Below are 20822 nucleotides of genomic sequence, written 5' to 3'. Positions count from 1 at the left end.
CCCCATGCGCGAACCCGCCGCCGGTACCGGGAGGTGGGGCCGGTGAGCGCCACCGTCACGACCGTCTCCAAGGCCGGCACCGCCGCGGGCGAGGCCCGGAACGAGCAGTCCGGTGGCCTGCGTGACGCCATACGGCGCCGGCGCAAGCTGCTCGCGGGCGGCGGCGTGCTGGCCGCGCTCCTCGTGCTGGGCGCCGTCCTGCTCGGCGGCGGTGGCTGGCCCGCCGGGCTGACCGCCGACATATCCGGGCCGCTCGACGCGGCCAACGAGTGGGTCGTCGACAACCGCGACAGCCACCCGCTCTTCCTGTACTTCCTGCTGCACCTGTCCAATACCGCCACGGATGCCGTCAACGCCGTCTACCAGGGGCTCGACGCCCTCGGCTGGCTCGGTGTCATGGCCGCCGCCGTGCTCGTCGCCTGGCGGTCCGCCGGGCTGGGCCGGCGGGGGCTGCGCGTCGCGCTGACCGCGTTCGGCGCGTTCGCCGTCTGCGGACTGCTCGGGATGTGGGACGCGACGCTGCTCACCATCGCGCTGATGGTGGTCTCCGTCGCGATCGCGGCCGTGCTGGGCGCGCTGATCGGTCTCGCCGCAGGTCTCTCCGACCGGGTGGACCGGGCACTGCGCCCGGTGCTGGACACCATGCAGGTGATGCCGGCCTTCGCCTACCTCCTGCCGTTCGTGCTCGTCTTCGGTACGGGGACGCCCGCCGCGCTGTTCTGCACCGTCATCTACGCCGCCCCGCCGATGGCCCGGCTCACCGCACTCGGACTGCGCGGGGCCGACCCGGCGGCGCTGGAGGCGTCCGTCTCGCTCGGCGCGAACGGCCGGCAGCGACTGTGGACCGCGCGACTGCCGCTCGCCCGCAAGCAGATGCTCCTCGGCCTCAACCAGACGATCATGATGGCGCTGTCCATGGTGGTCATCGCCGCACTCGTCGGCGCCGGAGGTCTCGGCGAGGAGGTGTACTCGGCACTGGCGACCACGGACGTCGGCAAGGCGTTCGCCGCGGGTCTCCCGATCGTGCTGATCGCGGTCTGGCTGGACCGTACGACGGCGGCCGCGGGCGACGGCACCGGCACACCGGGCGCCGCCGGGAGCTGGCTGCACGGCGGCCGGGCCTGGGCGCTGGTGGCGGCCGCGGTGGCCGCCGCGGCGGCCGTGCGCACCACGGCCTGGCCCGACGCCTGGACGTACGACATCTCCACACCCGTCAACAAGGCGCAGGAGTGGATCACCGCGAACCTGACCTTCACCGAGGTCTGGGCGCGCGAGTTCACGCTGTGGGTCCTCAACCCGCTGCGGGACGGGCTGGTCTGGCTGCCCTGGTGGTCCGTCCTGCTGCTGGTCGCCGCCACGGCCTGGCTCGTCGGCAACTGGGTCTCCGCGGTCACCGCGACCGCGGCGATGGCTGCCATCGGCGTGCTCGGCGTGTGGACCAGGTCCCTGAACACGCTCTCGCAGGTGCTCGCCGCGCTGGTGCTCACGCTGGTGCTCGGCTTCCTCGCGGGGGTGCTGTGCGCCCGCGCCAAACGCCTCGAACGATGGGTGCGGCCGCTGCTTGACGCCATGCAGACGATGCCGCAGTTCGTGTACCTCATTCCGGTCGTCGCGCTCTTCGGCGCCACCCGCACCTCGGCGATCGTCGCGGCCGTCGTGTACGCGCTGCCCGCGGTGGTGCGGATCACCACCCAGGGGCTGCGCGAAGTCGACCCGGCCGCCGTGGAGGCGTCCCGCTCGCTCGGCGCGTCCACGCGTCAGCAGCTGTTCGGCGTCCAGCTGCCGCTGGCCCGTCCGGCACTGCAGCTCGCCGTCAACCAGGGCGTGGTGCTCGTGCTCGCCGTGGTCGTGGTCGGCGGACTCGTCGGTGGAGGCGCGCTCGGCTACGACGTGATCAAGGGCCTGTCCCGGGGCGAGATGGGCCTCGGCATGACGGCCGGAATCGCGATCGTCTGCCTCGGGCTCGTCCTGGACCGCGTCACCCAGCGGACCTCCCGCACCCCCCGTTGACCCACCCCTCTCAGATCACTCGACAGGAGCACCATGCGCACCGTCCGTACCCTTCGTACCGCCGTGGCCGTTGCCGGAGCCCTCGGCGTCCTCTCCCTCACCGCCTGCGGAGCCGCCGAGACCGGCAAGAGCAACACGGCCGGCGGTGACAAGACCGTCAAGCTGACCGTGCCGTCCTGGGTCGGTGCCCAGGCGAACGTCGCCGTGGCCAAGCAGATCCTCGAGAAGGAGCTCGGCTACAAGGTCAAGACCCAGCAGATGGGCGAGGTCCTCGCCTGGGACGCGCTCTCCAAGGGCGACATCGACGCGATCCTCGAGGACTGGGGCCACCCCAAGGAGGAAAAGCAGTACGTCGACACGAAGAAGACCGTCGTCAAGGGCGGTGACCTCGGCGTCACCGGGCACATCGGCTGGTTCGTCCCCAAGTACTTCGCTGACGAGCACCCCGATGTGACGGACTGGAAGAACCTCAACAAGTACGCCAAGGAGTTCAGAACCGCGGAGAGCGGCGACAAGGGCGAACTGCTCGAGGGCTCGCCGGACTACGTCACCAACGACGACGCGATCATCAAGAACCTGAAGCTGGACCTGAAGACCAAGTACGCCGGCTCCGAGGCCGCGCAGATCACGGCCATCAAGAAGTACGCGGCGGCGAAGAAGCCCTTCATCACGTACTGGTGGACCCCGCAGTGGCTGAACGCCCAGATCGACATGGTCGAGGTCAAGCTGCCGGAGTACAAGGAGGGCTGCGACGCCGACCCGGAGAAGGTCGCCTGCGCCTACCCGAACACACCGCTGCAGAAGTTCCTCAACGCGGACTTCGCGAAGGAGGGCGGCGAGGCCGCCGAGTTCCTGAAGAACTTCAAGTGGACGACCGAGCAGCAGAACGAGGTCGCGCTGATGATCGCCGGCGAGAAGATGTCGCCGGAGGCCGCGGCCGAGAAGTGGGTGAAGGAGAACGAGGCCACCTGGAAGGCGTGGCTCCCCAAGAAGTGACGCGGTGACCACGGGGCCCCGGGCCTCGTCGGTCAGGCCCCGGGCGCGGCGCGCGGACCCCGCAACGTCAGGGCCGCGCACCGCGGCCGGCCGCGGTCCGGGGCCGGCCGCCGCGACCGCGTCCCGGTCCCGCCCGGTGAGGCGCGGGACCGGCCGGCCCGGGTCGGCCCGTGTCGGGCGTCTTCGCTCGTGCGTGCGCCGGCGGTCAGCCGCGCAGCTCCGCCGCGCACTCGCCGAGTCGGTCGAGCGTCCGCAGGAGGAGACCGGGGCCGAAGGTGACGCGGGTGACTCCCGGACCCCCCCCAGGACGGGGACGCTCGGGCCGCCGGGGGACTTCAGGGCGTTGACCGGGCCCGGACGATCCGGGCGACCGCCCCGAACATCTCGCCCGGCGGCGTCCGCCCGTCCTCGTACCCGAGTGACGCGGCCACGGCCGCGCTCGGCGTGGCCAGGGCGGGGAAGCCGGCCTCGGCGAGGACGCGTGCGCCGGCCGCGTCCCACGGTCCGGGCAGGACCAGGGGGTCCTCGGGTGCCCGTCCGCGGTGCAGTTCGCGGAAGCCCTCCACGGACATCGCGTCCTCAGCGCTTGTACTGGCCGGGCGTGTAGTGGCCGGGCGCCATCCGCGTCGTCACGGCGAAGCGGTTCCACGTGTTGATGACGGCGATCGCCGCGATGAGCTGCGCCAGCTCCGCCTCCTCGAAGTGCTTCGCGGCCCTCTCGTACACCTCGTCCGGGACGAACCCGTCCGTCAGGACCGTCACGGCGTCCGTCAGCTCGATCGCCGCGATCTCCCGGGCCGTGTAGAAGTGCCGCGACTCCTCCCAGGCGCTCAGCTGGATGATCCGATCCACCGACTCGCCCGCCGCGAGGGCGTCCTTGGTGTGCATGTCGAGGCAGAAGGCGCAGTGGTTGAGCTGGGAGGCGCGGATCTTCACCAGCTCCAGCAGCGTGGGGTCGACCCCCTGCCGGGCGGCCGCGTCCAGCTTGACCATGGCCTTGTACACCGCGGGGGCGTGCTCGGCCCACTGCATGCGCGGGCTGTGCTCGTGGTTGAAGTCGTTCTCGGTCTCAGGCATGTCATCGACAGTACGCGGAAGATGACACATCGCTATGGTCCATTTCCATGACGAACGACTGGGCCACTTTTCGATCCGGGGCCGGCGCCGACCTCCATGTCGAGCTGCGCGGCACCGGCCTGCGGACCGGGCTGATGGACGCCCTGCGGGACGCCGTCCGCAGCGGCAGGCTGGCCCCCGGCACCCGGCTGCCGTCCTCGCGGACGCTCGCCGCCGATCTCCGCATCGCCCGCAACACCGTCGCCGACGCCTACGCGGAACTCGTCGCCGAGGGATGGCTCACCGCCCGGCAGGGCTCGGGCACGAGGGTGGCCCGGCGCGCCGCCCCGAGCAGGCCGGCACCGTCGCCGCCGCGCCCCGGCCCGGCGCGCGGCCGCCCCGCGTACAGCCTGATGCCCGGATCGCCGGACCTGGCGTCGTTCCCCCGCGCCGAGTGGCTCAGGGCTGCCCGCCGCGCGATCACGGCCGCCCCGCACGAGGCCTTCGGCTACGGCGATCCACGCGGCCGCGTGGAACTGCGCACCGCCCTCGCCGACTACCTGGCCCGGGCCCGTGGCGTGTACGCCGACCCGGAGCGCACCGTGATCTGCTCGGGTTACGTCCACGGGCTGATGCTGCTCGGCTCGGTGCTGCGGGCCGGCGCGCCGTCGGCCGGCCTCAGGGGCCGGGTGAGGGAGGTGGCGGTCGAGGCGTACGGGCTCGACATCCACTGGAAGCGGCTGACCGACGCCGACCTGCGGCTGTCCCCGCTGCGCTTCGACGAGCGCGGCACCCGCACCGGCGATCTCGCCTCCTCCACGGGCCCGGGAGCGGTGCTGCTGACGCCCGCCCACCAGTTCCCGATGGGGGTCGCACTGCCCCCGGACCGGCGCACCGCCGTGGTCGACTGGGCATGCGGCACCGGCGGACTGATCCTGGAGGACGACTACGACGGGGAGTTCCGGTACGACCGCCAGCCCATCGGCGCCCTCCAGGGACTGGATCCCGAGCGTGTCGTGTACCTCGGAACGGCGAGCAAGTCCCTGGCTCCGGGGTTGCGGCTGGCGTGGATGGTCCTTCCGGAGGCGCTGGTGGGTGACGTGGCCGCCGCGAAGGGGGTGTCGGACTGGTCCTCGGGCTCGTTGGACCAGCTGACCCTGGCCGAGTTCATCGCCTCCGGTGCCTACGACCGCCATGTGCGGGCCATGCGGCTGCGCTACCGCCGCCGCCGCGACCAGCTCGTCGACGCGCTCGCGGAACACGCTCCGGACATCCGGGTGAGCGGCATCGCGGCCGGGATGCACGCGGTGCTGGAACTCCCGCCGGGCACCGAACGCGCGATCGTCCAGGCCGCCGCCTGGCAGGGCCTCGCCGTGGAGGGCCTCGGCCGCTTCCGGCACCCGTCCGCCCCGCCGGGCCCGGACGCTCTCGTCGTCGGCTACGGCACCCCTGCGGACAGCGCTTGGTCGGGGGCACTGGACGCGTTGTGCCGGGTGCTTCCCTGACGCCCTCTCAGGCACACCGCCCGGCTGCGACCGGTCCGGACCGGTCGGACCGTCGGCGCAGCGGGAGTGGCGGACGGATCCGGTGGAGCTCCCGACCGCCTGGTCGGGCGGATTCCTGACGCCCCTCGCACGGCCGGGTGCCGGGCCTCGGCACCGCCCGGGGCCGGGTCAGCCGCGGTCGCGGTCGCCGGGCGGGGCCCCGGAGGAGCCGGACGGCGACGCCGCGGCCGGGATCTCGCCGAAGCGGGCCAGCGCCAGCGCACCGGCCACGGAGACGGCGAAGCCCAGGACCGCGAGCCAGGCCAGGCCCTCGCGGGTGCGGTCACCCAGCCAGACCACCCCCACGACTGCCGGGGCGATGGTCTCCGCGACGACCATCCCCGCCGTGGCCGTGGTGACGGAGCCGTGTGCGAACGCCGAAGTGAGCAGCAGGAACGCCGCCGCGCCGCCGAGCAGCAACGCGTACAGCGCCGGATCGGTGAGCGAGGGCCGCTCCAGCAGCCGGACCGCCACTTCCGGTACCCCGAAGCCGAGCCCCGCGCACACCCCCAGCGCCGGCGCGCGCGAACGTCCGGGCAGCCGGCCGGCGGCGGCACCGCACAGCAGGACGCCGGCCCCCGTGCCGAGCAGCGCCCATTCCAGCCACGGCGGTGCGGGTGCCCTGCCCTCCGGCCCCGAGGCGAGCCCCAGCAACGCGAGCCCCGCGCAGACCACGACGACCGCCGTCCACTCCGTCCGGCTCAGCCGCGCCGCCAGCACGCGCGTGGCCAGTACCGCGGTCACGGCCAGACTCGCCGCCAGTGCCGCGCCGACCACGTAGATGGGGACCAGCAGCAGTGCCACGACCTGCAGCGCGAAGCCCGCCCCGTCGAGGGCGAGTCCGAGGAGGTAGCGCCACTGGCGCACCGCGCGCACGAACAGTGCGGGGTCCACCCCCGCGCGGGACGCGCCCTCGTCCTGGCCGGCGGCCGCCCGGGCCGCCACGGCCTGGAGGACGGTGGCCGTGCCGTAGCAGACCGACGCACCCAGGGCGCAGAGCATTCCAAAGATCACAAAACGACTCTAGACGTGGAGGGTTCGCGGACCCGGTTACGGACTTCCGGAGGCGCCCTCTAGTCTGTCCGGCGGCCGGTCGTCCGGCTGGAAATGTCCGAACGCCGAGGGGGAGGCCCGGAGGATGGCACGTCGCAGGCTGAGGTCGAGCACGGTGGTGCTCGGCGGTATGGGAGTGCTCGCGACGGCGATCACCTCGTGCGGTTCGGAGCCCGACAAGCGCTGCGTCGACCCCGTCACCCGCGAGGTGCTGCCGAGCTACGAGTGCGACGACGACAAGGGCAGCGGAAGCGGCACCTACTACTACGGCGGCAGCAAGTCCAACGGCAGGGTGTCGGGCGGCAGCTTCGACAAGGCCGCGGTGGAGCGCGGCGGCTTCGGCTGCTCCGGCTCCGGCGGCGGCTGAGCGGCCCGGCGGCAATGGAGCGGCACACCATCGAACCCCGCCCCGGCTGGCAGCGGATCGTCGAGGAGCAGGGACTCGTCTATCCCCTCACCCGCTACCCGGACGGTTCCCTGCGGCCGTACTGGGACGAGAGCGCCTACTACACGTTCTCGTTGGCGGAGGTCGAGGCGCTGGAGGAGGTCGTCGAGGAACTGCACGCCATGTGTCTCGCCGCGGCGGCCCACATCGTGGAGCACGACCGCTTCGCGGACCTCGGCATCACCGACCCCCGACTGGCGCGCCTCGTCGCCGAGTCCTGGCAGCGGCGCGCCGAACTGCCGTCCCTGTACGGGCGGTTCGACCTGCGCTACGACGGCTCCGGGCCGGCCAAGATGCTGGAGTACAACGCCGACACGCCCACTTCGCTGGTGGAGGCGGCCAGCCCCCAGTGGTTCTGGATGGAGGACCGCTTCCCGGGTGCCGACCAGTGGAACTCGCTGCACGAGCGTCTGGTCGACGCCTGGAAGCGGCAGGCCCCGCTGCTGCCGCCCGGCCCGCTGCACTTCGTGCACTCCGACGGCGACGAACTGGGCGAGGACCTGATGACGGTCGCGTATCTGCGCGAGACCGCGCAGCAGGCCGGGCTGACCACCGAGGCGCTGTCCGTGGAGCAGATCGGCTGGGACCGGCTGTCGGACCGTTTCGTGGACGAGCGGCTCCGCTTCATCCGCAGCTGCTTCAAGCTGTATCCCTGGGAGTGGCTGACGACGGACCGCTTCGGCCCGTACGTCCTGGACACCCTGGACAACGGCGGTGGCACGGGCAGCACCTGCTGGATCGAACCCGCCTGGAAGATGCTGCTGTCCAACAAGGCGCTGCTCGCCGTGCTGTGGGAGCTCCACCCCGGTCATCCGAACCTGCTGCCCGCCTATCTCGACGGCCCGCGCGAACTCGCCGCCTCCACCGGCTGGGTCGCCAAACCGCTGCTGGGCCGTGAGGGCTCGGGCATCACGGTCCACGAGCCGGGAGCGGCGCCCGAGGTGCGCGACGAGCCCTGCTGCTACCAGCAGTTGGCGCCGCTCCCCGATCTGACGGCACCCGAGGGCGACGGCTCCGGCGGGGGGAACCGCGTGGTGCTCGGTGCCTGGGTCGTCGAGAACGAGGCGGCCGGACTCGGCATCCGCGAGTCCGCGGGGCTGGTCACGGACGAGTACGCCCGTTTCCTGCCTCATGTGATCCTCTGACGGGCGGAAACGCCGGCCGGGAGGTCCAGTCGACCGGCGGAATCAGCTGCTCGGTCGGGGTCCACCGACGGGCGGAGCCGTCCGGGCCGTGGGCCAAGGCGCCGCCAGGAGCCGGGGGTGGTCCCGGGCCGGCCGGGCCCGGGACCACCGCCCGTCGCTCACGTGCCGGTCAGGACACGCCGCCTCCCCGGACTCCGCTCACTCGCCCGCCAGTACCGCGCGCAGCTGGTCGAGGCCCCAGTCCAGGTCCTCCTTGCTGATCACGAGCGGCGGCGCGATCCGGATCGTCGAGCCGTGTGTGTCCTTGACCAGGACACCGCGGTCCATGAGCTTCTCGGAGATATCCCGGCCCGTGCCGCGCGAGGGAGCGATGTCGACACCGGCCCACAGCCCGCGCCCGCGCACCGCGTCCACCGCGCCGCCGCCCACCAGCAGCCCGAGTTCATGGTGCAGATGGTCGCCCAGCTCGCTCGCCCGCTGCTGGAACTCGCCGGTGCGCAGCATCGTGACCACCTCCAGCGCCACCGCGCAGGCCAGCGGATTGCCGCCGAAGGTGGAGCCGTGCTCGCCGGGCCGGTGGACCCCGAGGACCTCGGAGGAGGACACCACCGCCGACACGGGGACGACACCGCCCCCGAGGGCCTTGCCGAGGACGTACATGTCGGGGACGACACCCTCGTGTTCGCAGGCGAACGTCCGTCCGGTGCGGCCCAGACCGGACTGGATCTCGTCGGCGATGAACAGGACGTTGCGCTCGCGGGTCAGCTCCCGCACCCCGGCGAGATAGCCGGCCGGCGGCACCAGCACCCCGGCCTCGCCCTGGATCGGCTCCAGCAGCACCGCCACCGTGTTCGCGCTGCACGCGGCCTGCAGGGCGGTGAGGTCGCCGTACGGCACGATCTCGAAGCCCGGCGTGTAGGGCCCGAAGTCGGCCCGGGCCTCCGCGTCCGTGGAGAAGCTGATGATCGTCGTCGTACGGCCGTGGAAGTTGTTCGCCGCGACGACGATCTTCGCCTGGCCGGGCGGGACGCCCTTGACCCTGTAGCCCCACTTGCGGGCCGTCTTCACCGCGGTCTCGACCGCTTCCGCCCCGGTGTTCATGGGCAGCACCATCTCCATGCCGCACAGCTCGGCGAGCTGGGTGCAGAAGTCGGCGAACCGGTCGTGGTGGAACGCCCGCGAGGTCAGCGTCACCCGTTCCAGCTGGGCCTTCGCGGCGTCGATCAGACGCCGGTTGCCATGGCCGAAGTTGAGCGCCGAGTAACCGGCGAGCATGTCGAGGAAGCGGCGCCCCTCGACGTCCGTCATCCACGCACCGTCCGCCGTCGCGACCACGACGGGCAGCGGGTGGTAGTTGTGGGCGCTGTGCGCCTCCGCGGAGGCGATGGCTCTCTCCGTTGCAGACACGGGGTCTCCGTTCGTACTGCGGCGTGGGTCCACTGCGGCGCGGGGCGCCCGATCGGACCGGGGCCGGGCTGCGTGCCCCTTTTCTATCGTCGCTCGCCCACCGTATGAAGAAACATCGGGCTTCCGGGTGCGGTCCGCCGGAGACCTTCCCGTTCCCCCGCCGTTCGCGAACCCGTGGCCGTGCCCCGGGGCCACCACCAGTAGGGTGGACGGTACGCACGGCGACTGGCGTACGCGGAACGAACCGCGGGGGAGCCGTGTGCGGCAGAACCTGCGAGGTGCCGCCCGCCTGGGCACCCCGGACGCACCCGCCATCTGCCCGGAGGACGCCATGCCCGTGCCCGCCACGCCCGCCCGCCATCCCGCGCTCACCGCCGCCGATCCCGAACTGGCCGCGCTCGTCGGGGCCGAGGAGCGTCTGCAGGCCGACACCCTGCGGCTCATCCCCAGCGAGAACTACGTCTCCCAGGCGGTGCTGGAGGCCTCCGGCACCGTCCTGCAGAACAAGTACAGCGAGGGCTACCCGGGGCGCCGCTACTACGAGGGCCAGCAGAACATCGACCGGGTCGAGCGGCTCGCCGTCGCCCGCGCAAGGTCCCTCTTCGGCGTCGAGCACGCCAACGTCCAGCCCTACTCCGGCTCCCCGGCCAATCTGGCCGTGTACCTCGCCTTCGCCGAGCCCGGCGACACCGTGATGGGCATGGCCCTCCCCATGGGCGGCCACCTCACCCACGGCTGGGGCGTCTCGGCCACCGGCACGTGGTTCCGGGGCGTCCAGTACGGCGTCCGGCGGGACACCGGCCGCATCGACCTCGACGAGGTGCGTGAACTCGCCCTCGGGGAAAGGCCGAAGGTCATCTTCTGCGGCGGCACCGCCCTGCCGCGCACCATCGACTTCGCCGCGTTCGGGGAGATCGCCCGCGAGGCGGGCGCCGTCCTCGTCGCCGACGTCGCGCACATCGCCGGCCTGATCGCCGGCGGCGCCCACCCCTCGCCGGTCCCGCACGCCGACGTGATCTCCACGACCACGCACAAGACGCTGCGCGGCCCGCGGGGCGCCATGCTGATGTCCCGCGAGGAGCACGCCAAGGCCATCGACAAGGCCGTCTTCCCCGGCCTCCAGGGCGGTCCGCACAACCAGACCACCGCCGCCATCGCCGTCGCCCTGCACGAGGCGGCCCAGCCCTCCTTCCGCGGCTACGCCCACGCCGTCGTCGCCAACGCCAAGGCCCTGGCCGAGGCCCTGGTCGCGCGCGGCTTCGAGCTGGTCTCCGGCGGCACCGACAACCACCTGGTGCTGATGGACCTCACGTCCAAGGACGTCCCGGGGAAGGTCGCGGCACAGGCCCTGGACCGGGCGGGGATCGTGGTCAACTACAACACCGTCCCCTACGACCCGCGCAAGCCCTTCGACCCCTCCGGCATCCGCGTCGGCACCCCTTCCCTGACGTCCCGCGGCCTCACCACGGAGCACATGCCGGTCGTCGCGGACTGGATCGACCGCGGGGTGGCCGCCGCCCGCAAGGGCGACGAGGACGCCCTGGCCGCGATCCGGGCCGAGGTCCGCGACCTCATGGCGGCCTTCCCGGCGCCCGGCCTGCCGGTCTGACCCGACGGTCGCTCCCGCGTCCCCGGCGATCCCGTCCGCCACGCCCTCCGGCCCGCCCCACCCGGGCGCGGCCGTCCTCGCGCGGTCGGGCGTGTGCGGCCGTCCCAGGGCCGGTCGGGCGGCGTGGTGGTGCACCCGGTCCGGGCCCGGCCGCGTCCGGTTCCGGTGGTCCGGCCCGTCCGCGGGCCGTTTCCGTTCCCGGCCCGCCCCACCCGGGCGCGGCCGTCCTCGCGCGGTCGGGCGTGTGCGGCCGTCCCAGGGCCGGTCGGGCGGCGTGGTGGTGCACCCGGTCCGGGCCCGGCCGCGTCCGGTTCCGGCGGCTCCCGGCCCGTCCGCGGGCCGTTTCCGTTCCCGGCTCCGTCCGGCTCGGTCCGGTCCGGCCCCGCCGCGTCCGGTACCGGCGGCTCCGGCCGCCCGGCGGTCGCGCTTCCCGCCCGGCGGGCTCGCGCGCCGCACGGCCCACCGCACTGTGTTCCTCGTCTCACTGCGCCCCCCGATCCGCGGCAGCCGGCGCCGCCGCGGCTCGGCAGGCCGCGCCGTCCCGGAACCGTCCCGGCTGTCGTTACGCCCCGCAGAGCGCGGACGGCACCGCGCCCTCCACGCCGGCGCCGGCGCCGCAGGCCACCGCCGCGCGCGGTGCCACCGGTGTCCGCGCGCCCCCGGCCCCGCGCTGTCGTTACGCCCCGCAGAGCGCGGACGGCACCGCGCCCTCCACGCCGGCGCCGGCGCCGCAGGCCACCGCCGCGCGCGGTGCCACCGGTGTCCGCGCGCCCCCGGCCCCGCATCCGACTCGGGCTTCCCGGAACGCATGCGCGTGATCACCGCTGCCGAGTCGACGGGGGCCGGAGTGCGGCCCCCCTCGCGTGGTCCCCTCCCGAACGCCGCACCCTCGACGCACCACGCGCCGCCGATCGGTTCCCGACCTGTCGGCGCCACCTGAGAGAATGCTGGACATGGCCTCTGAACGTCCTCGTGTGCTCTCGGGAATCCAGCCCACCGCCGGCTCGTTCCACCTCGGCAACTATCTCGGCGCGGTCCGCCAGTGGGTCGCCCTGCAGGAGACCCACGACGCCTTCTACATGGTGGTCGACCTGCACGCGATCACGGTCCCGCAGGACCCGGCCGAGCTGCGCGCCAACACCCGCCTGGCCGCCGCCCAACTGCTCGCCGCGGGCCTCGACCCGGAGCGTTGCACGCTGTTCGTCCAGAGCCATGTGCCCGAGCACGCCCAGCTCGGCTGGGTCATGAACTGCCTCACCGGCTTCGGCGAGGCCTCGCGCATGACGCAGTTCAAGGACAAGTCCGCCAAGCAGGGCGCCGACCGGGCCACCGTCGGCCTCTTCACCTACCCGATCCTCCAGGTCGCCGACATCCTGCTGTACCAGGCGGACCAGGTGCCGGTCGGTGAGGACCAGCGGCAGCACATCGAGCTCACCCGCGATCTCGCCGAACGCTTCAACGGCCGTTTCGGCCCGACCTTCACGCTCCCCGAGCCGTACATCCTGAAGGAGACGGCGAAGATCTACGACCTGCAGGACCCGCAGATCAAGATGAGCAAGTCGGCGTCCACCCCCAAGGGCCTGATCAATCTGCTCGACGAGCCGAAGGCGACCGCGAAGAAGGTCAAGAGCGCCGTCACCGACACCGACACGGTGATCCGCTTCGACCCGGCCGGGAAGCCCGGCGTCAGCAATCTGCTCACGATCCTGTCGACCCTCACCGGCACGGGCGTCGCGGAGCTGGAGCTGAGGTACGAGGGCAAGGGGTACGGCGCGCTCAAGACCGACCTCGCCGAGGTCATGGTCGACTTCGTCACCCCGTTCCGGGCGCGCACCCAGGAGTTCCTGGACGACCCGGAGACGCTGGACTCGCTGCTGGCCAAGGGCGCGGAGAAGGCCCGCGCAGTGGCCGCGGAGACCCTCGCGCAGACGTACGACCGGGTGGGATTCCTGCCCGCCAAGCACTGACGACCCCGGTTCCGCCGGGCACCGGGGCCAAGGGCCCTGGCGGGACCACGGCCGCAGGCGTCACACTGGCGGCTGCGCAGACCACCCAGAACCCGGATGAGGAGAACGACGTGGGGACCGTAACGCTCGGCGTTTCGATCGCGGTCCCGGAGCCCTACGGCAGCCTGCTCCAGGAGCGGCGCGCCGGCTTCGGGGATCCCGCCGCGCACGGCATCCCCACGCATGTGACCCTGCTTCCGCCCACCGAGGCCGACGAGTCGGTCCTGCCCGAGGTCGAGGCGCATCTGACGAGGGTCGCTGCGGCGGGCCGGGCGTTCCCCATGCGGCTGTCCGGCACGGGCACGTTCCGCCCGCTGTCACCCGTGGTGTTCGTCAAGGTGGTCGAGGGCGCGGCGGCCTGCACCCGGCTCCAGCAGCGGGTGCGGGACGACTCGGGACCGCTCGTGCGCGAGCTGCAGTGGCCGTACCACCCGCATGTGACCGTCGCCCACGGCATCGCCGAGGAGGCGATGGACCGGGCGTACGAGGAGCTTGCCGGCTACGAGGCCGCGTGGACCTGCACCTCCTTCGCCCTCTACGAGCAGGGCGCGGACGGGGTGTGGCGGAAGCTGCGCGAGTACGCGTTCGGCGGTGGCTCCGTGCCGGGTGTCCCGCCGCAGAGCGCCCCGGTCGACGCACCGGCCCCGACGCACCACTGATCCCGCTGCCGAGCCGCACCGCCGCTCCCGGAGCCCGCCGCGCTCCCATGACCGCGGGCGGCCCGGACGAAGGCACGGACCGGGGCGCCCGGTGCACGGCACCTCGGACGGAGCGGACGCACCCGGTCGCGGTGGGCCGTGGTCTCCCCGTGGGACCGCGGACCGCTCAGACCGGGAGGCGGCGGAACAGCGGCCGGGGGACGTGCCGCAGCGCCGACATCACCACCCGCAGTACCCCCGGGACCCACACGGTCTCGGAGCGCCGCCGCAGCCCCTTCTCGATGGCCTGCGCGACCTGGTCGGGCGTCGTGGCCAGGGGCGCCTCCACCAGCCCCGCCGTCATCCTCGACCGGACGAATCCGGGCCTGACGACCATCACGTGCACGCCCGTGCCGTGCAGGGCGTCGCCGAGCCCCTGGGCGAAGGTGTCGAGCCCCGCCTTGCTGGAGCCGTAGATGAAGTTGGCCCGCCGGGCCCGCTCGCCCGCCACCGACGACAGCACGACGAGCGAGCCGTGCCCCTGCGCCTGCAGTGCGCCGGCGCAGATCAGCCCGGAGGACACCGCTCCGGTGTAGTTGGTCTGGGCGACGCGGACCGCGTCGAGCGGCCGGGCCTCGTCGTGCGCCTGGTCGCCCAGCACGCCGAACGCGAGCAGCACCATGTCGATGTCGCCCTCGGCGAAGACCTTGCCGAGGGCCTCCTCGTGCCCGGTGGGGTCCAGGGCGTCGAAGACCACGGTGCGTACGTCGGCGCCGAGTTCACGCAGTCCGTCGGCGGCGGAGTCCAGCGCGGGGGAGGGGCGGCCGGCCAGCCAGACCGTACGGGTCCGGCGGGCCACCAGCCTTCGCGCGGTGGCCAGGCCGATCTCCGACGTGCCGCCGAGGACGAGCAGGGTCTGGGGGGTTCCGAAGGCGTCCTTCATGGTGCGTGCTCCTTGCGTCACATGGGTGCTGGGCCGGCCGAGGTCACAGGGACAGCCGGCGGGACAGGTCGGACACGAACACCCCGCGCGGGTCGAGCCGTGCGCGCAGCGCCCGGAAGCGGTCGAGGCCCGGATACATCACTGACAGCAACTCCGGCCGCAACCGGGAGTCCTTGGCCAGATAGACCCGTCCGCCGCCGTCGGCAACCACCTGGTCGAGCCCGTCCAGGAAAGGGCCGAGGCCCGGCAGCCCGGCGGGTAGGTCCAGGGCGAGCGTCCAGCCCGGCATCGGGAACGACAGCCAGCCCGGGTCGCCCTCGCCGAACCTCTTCAGCACGGCGAGGAACGACGGGCATCCGTGCCGGGAGACGCGTCGCACGATCTCGCGCAGCGCCTCCTCCTGCCCGTGGCCGACCACGAACTGGTACTGGACGAAGCCGCTCCGGCCGTAGACGCGGTTCCAGTGCGGAACGCCGTCGAGCGGATGGAAGAAGGCGGGGATGCTCTGCAGTTGCCCACGGCGTGCGTGCGGGGCGCGGCGGTACCAGAGCTCGTTGAACAGGGACACGGAGGCGCGGCCGAGCAGCCCTTCGGGGAGGAAGGCGGGCGCCGGGGGGAACTGCCGGGGGCGGAACTCCAGTGGACGGCGTCGAGCGCGCGCAGGGAGCGCGTCCAGCGGTGCGTGCTCCCCGCGGGTGAGGACCGCGCGGCCCGTCGCCGCCCCGCGTGCGAGCAGGTCGATCCATGCGACCGAATAGCGGTAGCGGTCGTCATGGGCGGTCAGACGGGCCATCAGGTCGTCGAGGTCGCCGGCGCGCTCGGTGTCCACCGACATCAACGACGTCTCGACGGGGTGCAGCCGGATCGTGGCGGAGAGGACGACGCCGGTCAGGCCCATGCCGCCGGCCGTCGCGTCGAAGAGCTCCGTGCCGGGGACCACCGTACGCACCTCGCCGTCCGCGGTCAGCAGTTCCAGCGAGAGCACATGGCGGGAGAAGGACCCGGACACATGGTGGTTCTTGCCGTGGATGTCCGCGCCGATGGCGCCGCCGACCGTGACGTAGCGGGTCCCGGGCGTGACCGGTACGAACCAGCCGAGCGGCAGCAGCACCTCCATCAGCCGGTGGAGGCTGACCCCGGCGTCGCAGACGACGACCCCGCGCTCGGCGTCGATCGTACGGACACGGTCCAGGCCGGTCATGTCGAGGACGCTCCCGCCCGCGTTCTGCGCCGCGTCCCCGTAGGCCCGGCCCAGCCCGCGGGCGATGGTGCCGCGGTTGCCGCATCGGTGCACGGCCGCCACGGCCTCCTCGTGCGTCCGGGGGCTGACCAGCAGCGCCGCGGTGGCTGCGGTACGCCCCCATCCGGTCACCGGCACCGGCAGATCGTCGTCCCGGCCGGAGGGGGTCGCGGGCGCGGTCGGGGCGGCGTGCTCGGCGGGGGCGACGGGGACGCACTCGGCAGACATGCGCGCGACGGTATCGCCCCTTACAAGGGTTTTCTCCTTAATGTCCCTGACTCGCCGAAACGGGTGATTAAACGAGTGTCCCAAAATATGACCGCAAAATTCGGCCTCACGTTGAGAAGAGTCGTTCCTGGTGCATCGAAAGGGGCGGCAGATGCGAGACGCCGAAGGCACACCCCGGCCGGAACAGAGGGGCCCGCATGGCCCGCGCGATCCGATCGACCCGCGGAACACGGACGATCCACAGGCCCGGCGGCCCGGCCGCGGGCAGGGGCCGGTGGGCTGGACCGCCGCCGAGCGGCGGCTGCTGGCCGTGCTGCGCGGCTGCGGCGACGAGCCCCGGGTCGCGGCAGCGGCCCGCGCGCTCTCGCACGGCGGTGAGCACGCCGCGCTCTGGCTGGCGGGCGGCCTGGTCTGTGCGGCGGCCGACCGCGAGCGGCGCGACGGCTGGCTGCGAGGCACAGCCCTGATCGCCGCCGCCCATCTGACCAGCATGGGCGTCAAGCGCGTGGTGCGGCGCCCCCGGCCCCTGCTGCCAACGGGCGAACCCCTCGTGCGCACCGCGGGGCGGCACTCCTTCCCCAGTTCGCACGCCACCTCGGCGGCGGCAGCCGCCGTGGCCTTCGGGGTGCTGCGTCCGGCCGGCCGCGTGCTGGTCCCGCCGCTCGCCGCGGCCATGTGCGTGTCCCGCCTGGTCGCCGGGGTCCACTACCCCACAGATGTGGCCGCGGGGGCGCTGCTCGGAGGGGTACTGGCACACGGCGCAACGGCCTGGCTGCGGGCCGCGGGAGGGTGCCGGCCCGCAGGGGGACGCCGTGTCTGAGCGCAGCACCGCACTGCTGGAACAGCCGGGGGAGCCCGGACGGCCGCCGCTGCCGTCCGGCGGGAACGGCCGCGGACGGCGACGTCCGCTGAGCCTGCCGATCGGTCTGGTCAGGACCGCCAGACCACGCCAGTGGATCAAGAACGTGCTCGTCGGGGCGGCGCCCGCCGCCGCCGGGGAGCTGGTGTCCCGGCAGACCGCCGGCCAACTCGGCCTCGTCTTCCTGCTGTTCACGGCCGCCGCCTCCGCCGTCTATCTGATCAACGACGCGCTGGACGCGGAGGCCGACCGCGCGCACCCCGCGAAGTGCCGGCGCCCGGTGGCCCGCGGGGACGTGCCGGTGCCCGTCGCCTACGGTGCCGGGGCGCTGCTCGCCGTCGCCTCGACCGCCGCCGCGGCCGTCCTGTGCAACACCCTGACGGCCGCGCTGCTGACGGCGTACGTGGTGATGCAGATCGCCTACTGCGTCCGGCTCAAGCACGTCCTCGTCGTCGATCTCGCCATCGTCACCACGGGGTTCCTGATGCGCGCCATGGTCGGCGGGGTGGCGCTGTCCATTCCGCTGTCCCGTTGGTTCCTGATCACCACCGGATTCGGGGCGCTCTTCATGGTGGCCGCCAAGCGCTATTCGGAAGCCGTCGAGATGGAGGGCTCCGCCGGTGCGACCCGGGCCCTGCTCACCTCGTACACGACCGGCTACCTCCGCTTCGTGTGGCAGCTCGCGGCCGGTGTGGCGGTCCTCGGCTACTGCCTCTGGGCGCTGGAGGACGGCGGGAGCGCCGACGGCTCGCTGCTGCCGTGGCGCCAGCTCTCGATGATCGCGTTCATCCTGGCCGTGCTGCGGTACGCGGTCTTCGCCGACCGGGGGGCCGCGGGCGCCCCCGAGGACGTCGTCCTGCGCGACCGGCCGCTCGCCGTGATCGGACTGGCCTGGCTGGCGATCTACGGAATGGCGGTCGCGGGCCTGTGACAGAGCCGCTGCACCGGCCGCCCCTCTTCCACCCGCTCCCCCGCCCCCGGGCCCGGACCGGCGGGCCGGACGGGCGGGAACTCGTCTCGTTCCTGCTCGTCGGATGCTGCGCCTACGCCGTCGACCTCGTGCTCTTCCTGGCGCTCCGCGGCCGGTTCGGCTGGGAGCCGCTGACGGCCAAGACCCTGTCCTTCCTCGCCGGCTCCACCGTCGCCTACCTGGGCAACGCGCTCGGCACCTACGGCGGGCGGGGGCGGGCCCGCCGGGTCGCCTGGCGCGACTGCGCCGCCTTCTTCGGGGTCAACACGGCCGGCGCCCTCGTCCAACTGCTCTGCCTCGCCGTGTCCCACCACGTCCTCGGCTTCACCTCGGCCCGTGCCGACACCGTGTCAGGTCTGGGCGTGGGCATGCTCCTCGCGACCTGTCTGCGCTTCTGGGGGACCCGGACGCTCGTCTTCGGATCAACGGAGCCGGTCGGGGGAAGGCGTAGGCCATGGACTGGCTGACCCGGCTTCCCGGCATCGGACCACTCGTGCAGCGGCTGATGCGGACGCACGCATGGCGCTCGTACGAGACGCTCGACGAGGCGCGCTGGACCCGGCTGGCCGCGGCGATCACCTTCATCAGCTTCCTCGCGCTGTTCCCGCTGATCACCGTCGCCGCCGCGATCGGTGCCGGGCTCGTGGGCAAGGAGCGGCTGAAGTCCCTGCAAGGGAAGCTGACCGAGCAGGTGCCGGGCATCTCGGACCAGCTCGACCTCGGCGCGCTGGTGGACAACGCCGGCACCGTCGGACTGATCGCCGGTGCGCTGCTGCTGCTCACCGGCATCGGCTGGGTCGGCTCGATGCGGGAGTGCCTGCGCGTCGTCTGGGGTCTCGACGACAAGGAGGACGGCAACCCGCTGGTCCGCAAGGGCAAGGACGCGGTGGTCCTGCTCGGCCTCGGCGCCGTGGTGCTGGCATCGTTCGCCGCGTCGGCGCTCGGGTCCACCGCCGTCGGCTGGACGGCGGACCAGATCGGCATCGACCGCGACGGGGCGGGCGGCATGCTGCTGCAGACCGCCGCCCTCGTCGTCGCGGTCGTCGCCGACTTCCTGATGCTGCTGTACGTCCTGACACTGCTGCCCGGCGTCCATCCCCCGCGCCGCCGGCTGATCGTGGCGGCGCTGATCGGGGCCATCGGCTTCGAGCTGCTGAAGCTGCTGCTCAGCGGCTACATCTCCGGGGTGGCGGCGAACTCGATGTACGGCGCGTTCGGTGTGCCCGTCGCCCTGCTGCTGTGGATCAACTTCACGGCGAAGCTGCTGCTGTACTGCGCCGCCTGGACGGCGACGGGCAGCGGCTCCGGCGCGGAGGAACCCGTCAGCGGCGAGGCAGACGACGGGCCAGATCGGGCAGCGGCCAGCGCCGGTTGACCAGGAACCCGCCGACCGCGAGCAGCACCAGCGCGACGATGGCGACCGAGACGGCGATGCCCGCGCCCGTGGACTCGCCGTGGCCTGCGGCGGACGCCTCGTCCGGGCCGTGCCGGCTCTGCCCGCCCTCCTCACCGGCCGGCGAAGGCCCGTCGGAGTCGCCCGTCGCGCCCGTGTCCGCCGACTTCGGCGGCACCAGCTCGCCGACCGGCTCCACCTTCCCGGCCGCGGCGAAGCCCCAGTCGAGCAGCCGGGCGGTCTCCTTGTAGACCGCGTGGCCCTCCTTCGACGACGGGTTCATCACCGTGACCAGCAGCACCTTGCCGTTGCGTTCCGCCACCCCGGTGAAGGTGGATCCGGCGAGCGTGGTGCTGCCGTTCTTCACCCCCGCGATGCCCTGGTACGGGGCGACGCCGAAGTCACCGGTCAGCAGGCGGTTGGTGTTCTGGATCTGGAACGACTCGCGCTTCCTGCCCGGCTTCTGCTCGCCCGGGAACTGGGCGCGGGGGGTCGCGCAGTACTCCCGGAAGTCCTTCTTCTGCAGACCGCTCCGGGCGATCAGGGTCAGGTCGTACGCGCTCGACACCTGGCCCTTCTCGTCGTATCCGTCCGGCGTGACGACATGGGTGTCGAGGGCCTGCAGCTCCTCCGCGTGCTCCTGCATCTCCTGCACGGTCCGCGGGATGCCGCCGTTCATCTCGGACAGCACGTGGACCGCGTCGTTGCCCGAGCGGAGGAACACCCCGAGCCACAGATCGTGGACGGAGTAGGTCTGGTTCTCCTTGATGCCCACGAGGCTGCTGCCCACGCCGACGCCGTCGAGCTCGCCCCGGGTGACCGTGTGCTTCTGGTCCTTGGACAGCTTGGGCAGCACCGTGTCCGCGAACAGCATCTTCAGCGTGGAGGCGGGAGGCAGGCGCCAGTGCGCGTTGTGCGCGGCCAGCACCTCGCCGCTCTCGGCGTCCGCGACGATCCAGGACCGGCCCGTCACACCCTTGGGGAGGACGGGCGCGCCCGCCGCGAGCCTGACCTGGGTGCCGGGCCTGCCGAGCTGCGCGCCGCCGACGGTGGACATCACCGACGGGGGGTTGGGGGCCTTCTCGTCCTGGGTGCCGGCCTTGGCCGCGGCGGTCGCGGGTACGGCGGTGAGCGCGGGCAGCAACGCGGCGGCGGCGACCGTCAGTGCGGTCTTCCTCAAGGCAGACACGGACGAGAACGTACATGGAGGCGACGACGGCTCCGACACCGGCCGGGTGACCCGCCGCGAGCTCCGCCGGTACAGCCCAGCCCGGCCCGGG

The 20822-nt window shown here is 73.1% G+C and carries 18 protein-coding genes, 1 pseudogene and 1 riboswitch; of the genes and pseudogenes, 12 read left to right on the top strand and 7 right to left on the bottom strand.

Annotation, left to right across the window (positions count from 1 at the left end; translation table 11 throughout):
- Positions 1 to 42 precede the first annotated feature (42 nt).
- Together O7595_RS12565 and O7595_RS12560 are read left to right on the top strand one after the other, a co-directional pair.
- Entirely contained in the window at positions 43 to 2010 is a 1968-nt protein-coding gene (locus O7595_RS12565; protein ID WP_269728803.1) for an ABC transporter permease, read from the top strand.
- A gap of 33 nt (positions 2011 to 2043) precedes the next feature.
- Entirely contained in the window at positions 2044 to 3006 is a 963-nt protein-coding gene (locus tag O7595_RS12560) for an ABC transporter substrate-binding protein (RefSeq protein ID WP_269728802.1), read from the top strand.
- A gap of 338 nt (positions 3007 to 3344) precedes the next feature.
- Here O7595_RS12560 and O7595_RS12555 read toward each other — a convergent pair.
- Both O7595_RS12555 and O7595_RS12550 read right to left on the bottom strand, forming a co-directional pair.
- A pseudogene (locus tag O7595_RS12555) lies at positions 3345 to 3578 on the bottom strand (isocitrate lyase/phosphoenolpyruvate mutase family protein); the annotation flags it as partial.
- 7 nt (positions 3579 to 3585) lie between these two features.
- Entirely contained in the window at positions 3586 to 4083 is a 498-nt protein-coding gene (locus tag O7595_RS12550) for a carboxymuconolactone decarboxylase family protein (protein ID WP_269728801.1), read from the bottom strand.
- A 47-nt stretch (positions 4084 to 4130) separates the two neighbouring features.
- Here O7595_RS12550 and pdxR point away from each other — a divergent pair, with 47 nt between their 5' ends.
- Positions 4131 to 5567 (top strand): MocR-like pyridoxine biosynthesis transcription factor PdxR, encoded by a 1437-nt coding sequence (gene pdxR / locus O7595_RS12545; protein WP_269728800.1) that lies wholly within the window; start codon positions 4131 to 4133, stop codon positions 5565 to 5567.
- A gap of 168 nt (positions 5568 to 5735) precedes the next feature.
- Here pdxR and O7595_RS12540 read toward each other — a convergent pair whose 3' ends face one another.
- A complete protein-coding gene (locus tag O7595_RS12540) occupies positions 5736 to 6620 on the bottom strand; it encodes a hypothetical protein (protein WP_443071609.1) in 885 nt (294 codons plus the stop codon).
- Between the two features lie 124 nt (positions 6621 to 6744).
- On the opposite strand from O7595_RS12540, the gene O7595_RS12535 reads away from it, so the two are divergent.
- Both O7595_RS12535 and O7595_RS12530 read left to right on the top strand, forming a co-directional pair.
- Positions 6745 to 7026: a hypothetical protein gene (locus O7595_RS12535; protein ID WP_269728799.1), complete on the top strand. Its 282-nt coding sequence runs from the start codon at positions 6745 to 6747 to the stop codon at positions 7024 to 7026.
- 14 nt (positions 7027 to 7040) lie between these two features.
- Positions 7041 to 8249, top strand: coding sequence for a glutathionylspermidine synthase family protein (locus O7595_RS12530; RefSeq protein ID WP_269728798.1), 1209 nt, complete (start codon positions 7041 to 7043; stop codon positions 8247 to 8249).
- Positions 8250 to 8447: 198 nt separating this feature from the next.
- Here O7595_RS12530 and rocD read toward each other — a convergent pair whose 3' ends face one another.
- Positions 8448 to 9656: an ornithine--oxo-acid transaminase gene (gene rocD, locus O7595_RS12525; RefSeq protein ID WP_269728797.1), complete on the bottom strand. Its 1209-nt coding sequence runs from the start codon at positions 9654 to 9656 to the stop codon at positions 8448 to 8450.
- Between the two features lie 211 nt (positions 9657 to 9867).
- Positions 9868 to 9958, top strand: a riboswitch (ZMP/ZTP riboswitch).
- Positions 9959 to 9987: 29 nt separating this feature from the next.
- Here rocD and glyA point away from each other — a divergent pair.
- From glyA to O7595_RS12510, 3 genes are all read left to right on the top strand, one after another.
- Positions 9988 to 11265 carry a serine hydroxymethyltransferase gene (gene glyA, locus O7595_RS12520; RefSeq protein ID WP_269732473.1) on the top strand — a complete coding sequence of 426 codons (1278 nt, stop codon included), beginning with the start codon at positions 9988 to 9990 and terminating at the stop codon, positions 11263 to 11265.
- A gap of 953 nt (positions 11266 to 12218) precedes the next feature.
- Positions 12219 to 13232, top strand: coding sequence for a tryptophan--tRNA ligase (gene trpS / locus O7595_RS12515; RefSeq protein WP_269728796.1), 1014 nt, complete (start codon positions 12219 to 12221; stop codon positions 13230 to 13232).
- A gap of 110 nt (positions 13233 to 13342) precedes the next feature.
- Complete coding sequence (locus O7595_RS12510; RefSeq protein ID WP_269728795.1) at positions 13343 to 13930, top strand: 2'-5' RNA ligase family protein; 588 nt, start codon at positions 13343 to 13345, stop codon at positions 13928 to 13930.
- Between the two features lie 166 nt (positions 13931 to 14096).
- Here O7595_RS12510 and O7595_RS12505 read toward each other — a convergent pair whose 3' ends face one another.
- A complete protein-coding gene (locus O7595_RS12505; RefSeq protein WP_269728794.1) occupies positions 14097 to 14852 on the bottom strand; it encodes a decaprenylphospho-beta-D-erythro-pentofuranosid-2-ulose 2-reductase in 756 nt (251 codons plus the stop codon).
- 43 nt (positions 14853 to 14895) lie between these two features.
- Positions 14896 to 16320: an FAD-binding oxidoreductase gene (locus O7595_RS12500; RefSeq protein ID WP_269728793.1), complete on the bottom strand. Its 1425-nt coding sequence runs from the start codon at positions 16318 to 16320 to the stop codon at positions 14896 to 14898.
- 274 nt (positions 16321 to 16594) lie between these two features.
- On the opposite strand from O7595_RS12500, the gene O7595_RS12495 reads away from it, so the two are divergent.
- The 4 genes from O7595_RS12495 to O7595_RS12480 all read left to right on the top strand — a co-directional run bounded on the left by O7595_RS12495 (position 16595) and on the right by O7595_RS12480 (position 19524).
- On the top strand, positions 16595 to 17140 hold the full coding sequence (locus tag O7595_RS12495; RefSeq protein ID WP_269728792.1) for a phosphatase PAP2 family protein: 546 nt from the start codon (positions 16595 to 16597) through the stop codon (positions 17138 to 17140).
- Positions 17133 to 18110 carry a decaprenyl-phosphate phosphoribosyltransferase gene (locus tag O7595_RS12490; RefSeq protein ID WP_269728791.1) on the top strand — a complete coding sequence of 326 codons (978 nt, stop codon included), beginning with the start codon at positions 17133 to 17135 and terminating at the stop codon, positions 18108 to 18110. The genes O7595_RS12495 and O7595_RS12490 overlap by 8 nt, the downstream gene beginning before the upstream one ends.
- A gap of 92 nt (positions 18111 to 18202) precedes the next feature.
- On the top strand, positions 18203 to 18616 hold the full coding sequence (locus tag O7595_RS12485) for a GtrA family protein (RefSeq protein WP_269732472.1): 414 nt from the start codon (positions 18203 to 18205) through the stop codon (positions 18614 to 18616).
- Complete coding sequence (locus tag O7595_RS12480) at positions 18604 to 19524, top strand: YihY/virulence factor BrkB family protein (RefSeq protein ID WP_269728790.1); 921 nt, start codon at positions 18604 to 18606, stop codon at positions 19522 to 19524. The genes O7595_RS12485 and O7595_RS12480 overlap by 13 nt, the downstream gene beginning before the upstream one ends.
- On the opposite strand, the gene O7595_RS12475 is transcribed toward O7595_RS12480, so the two are convergent.
- A complete protein-coding gene (locus O7595_RS12475; RefSeq protein ID WP_332328156.1) occupies positions 19472 to 20731 on the bottom strand; it encodes a D-alanyl-D-alanine carboxypeptidase family protein in 1260 nt (419 codons plus the stop codon). The two genes, O7595_RS12480 and O7595_RS12475, sit on opposite strands and share 53 nt — an antisense overlap.
- Positions 20732 to 20822 lie beyond the last annotated feature (91 nt).

The sequence above is a fragment of the Streptomyces sp. WMMC940 genome (genome assembly GCF_027460265.1).
GTDB lineage: Bacteria > Actinomycetota > Actinomycetes > Streptomycetales > Streptomycetaceae > Streptomyces.
Note: the sequence above shows the minus strand (reverse complement) of the source record. Positions and strands in the feature narration are given on the sequence as shown.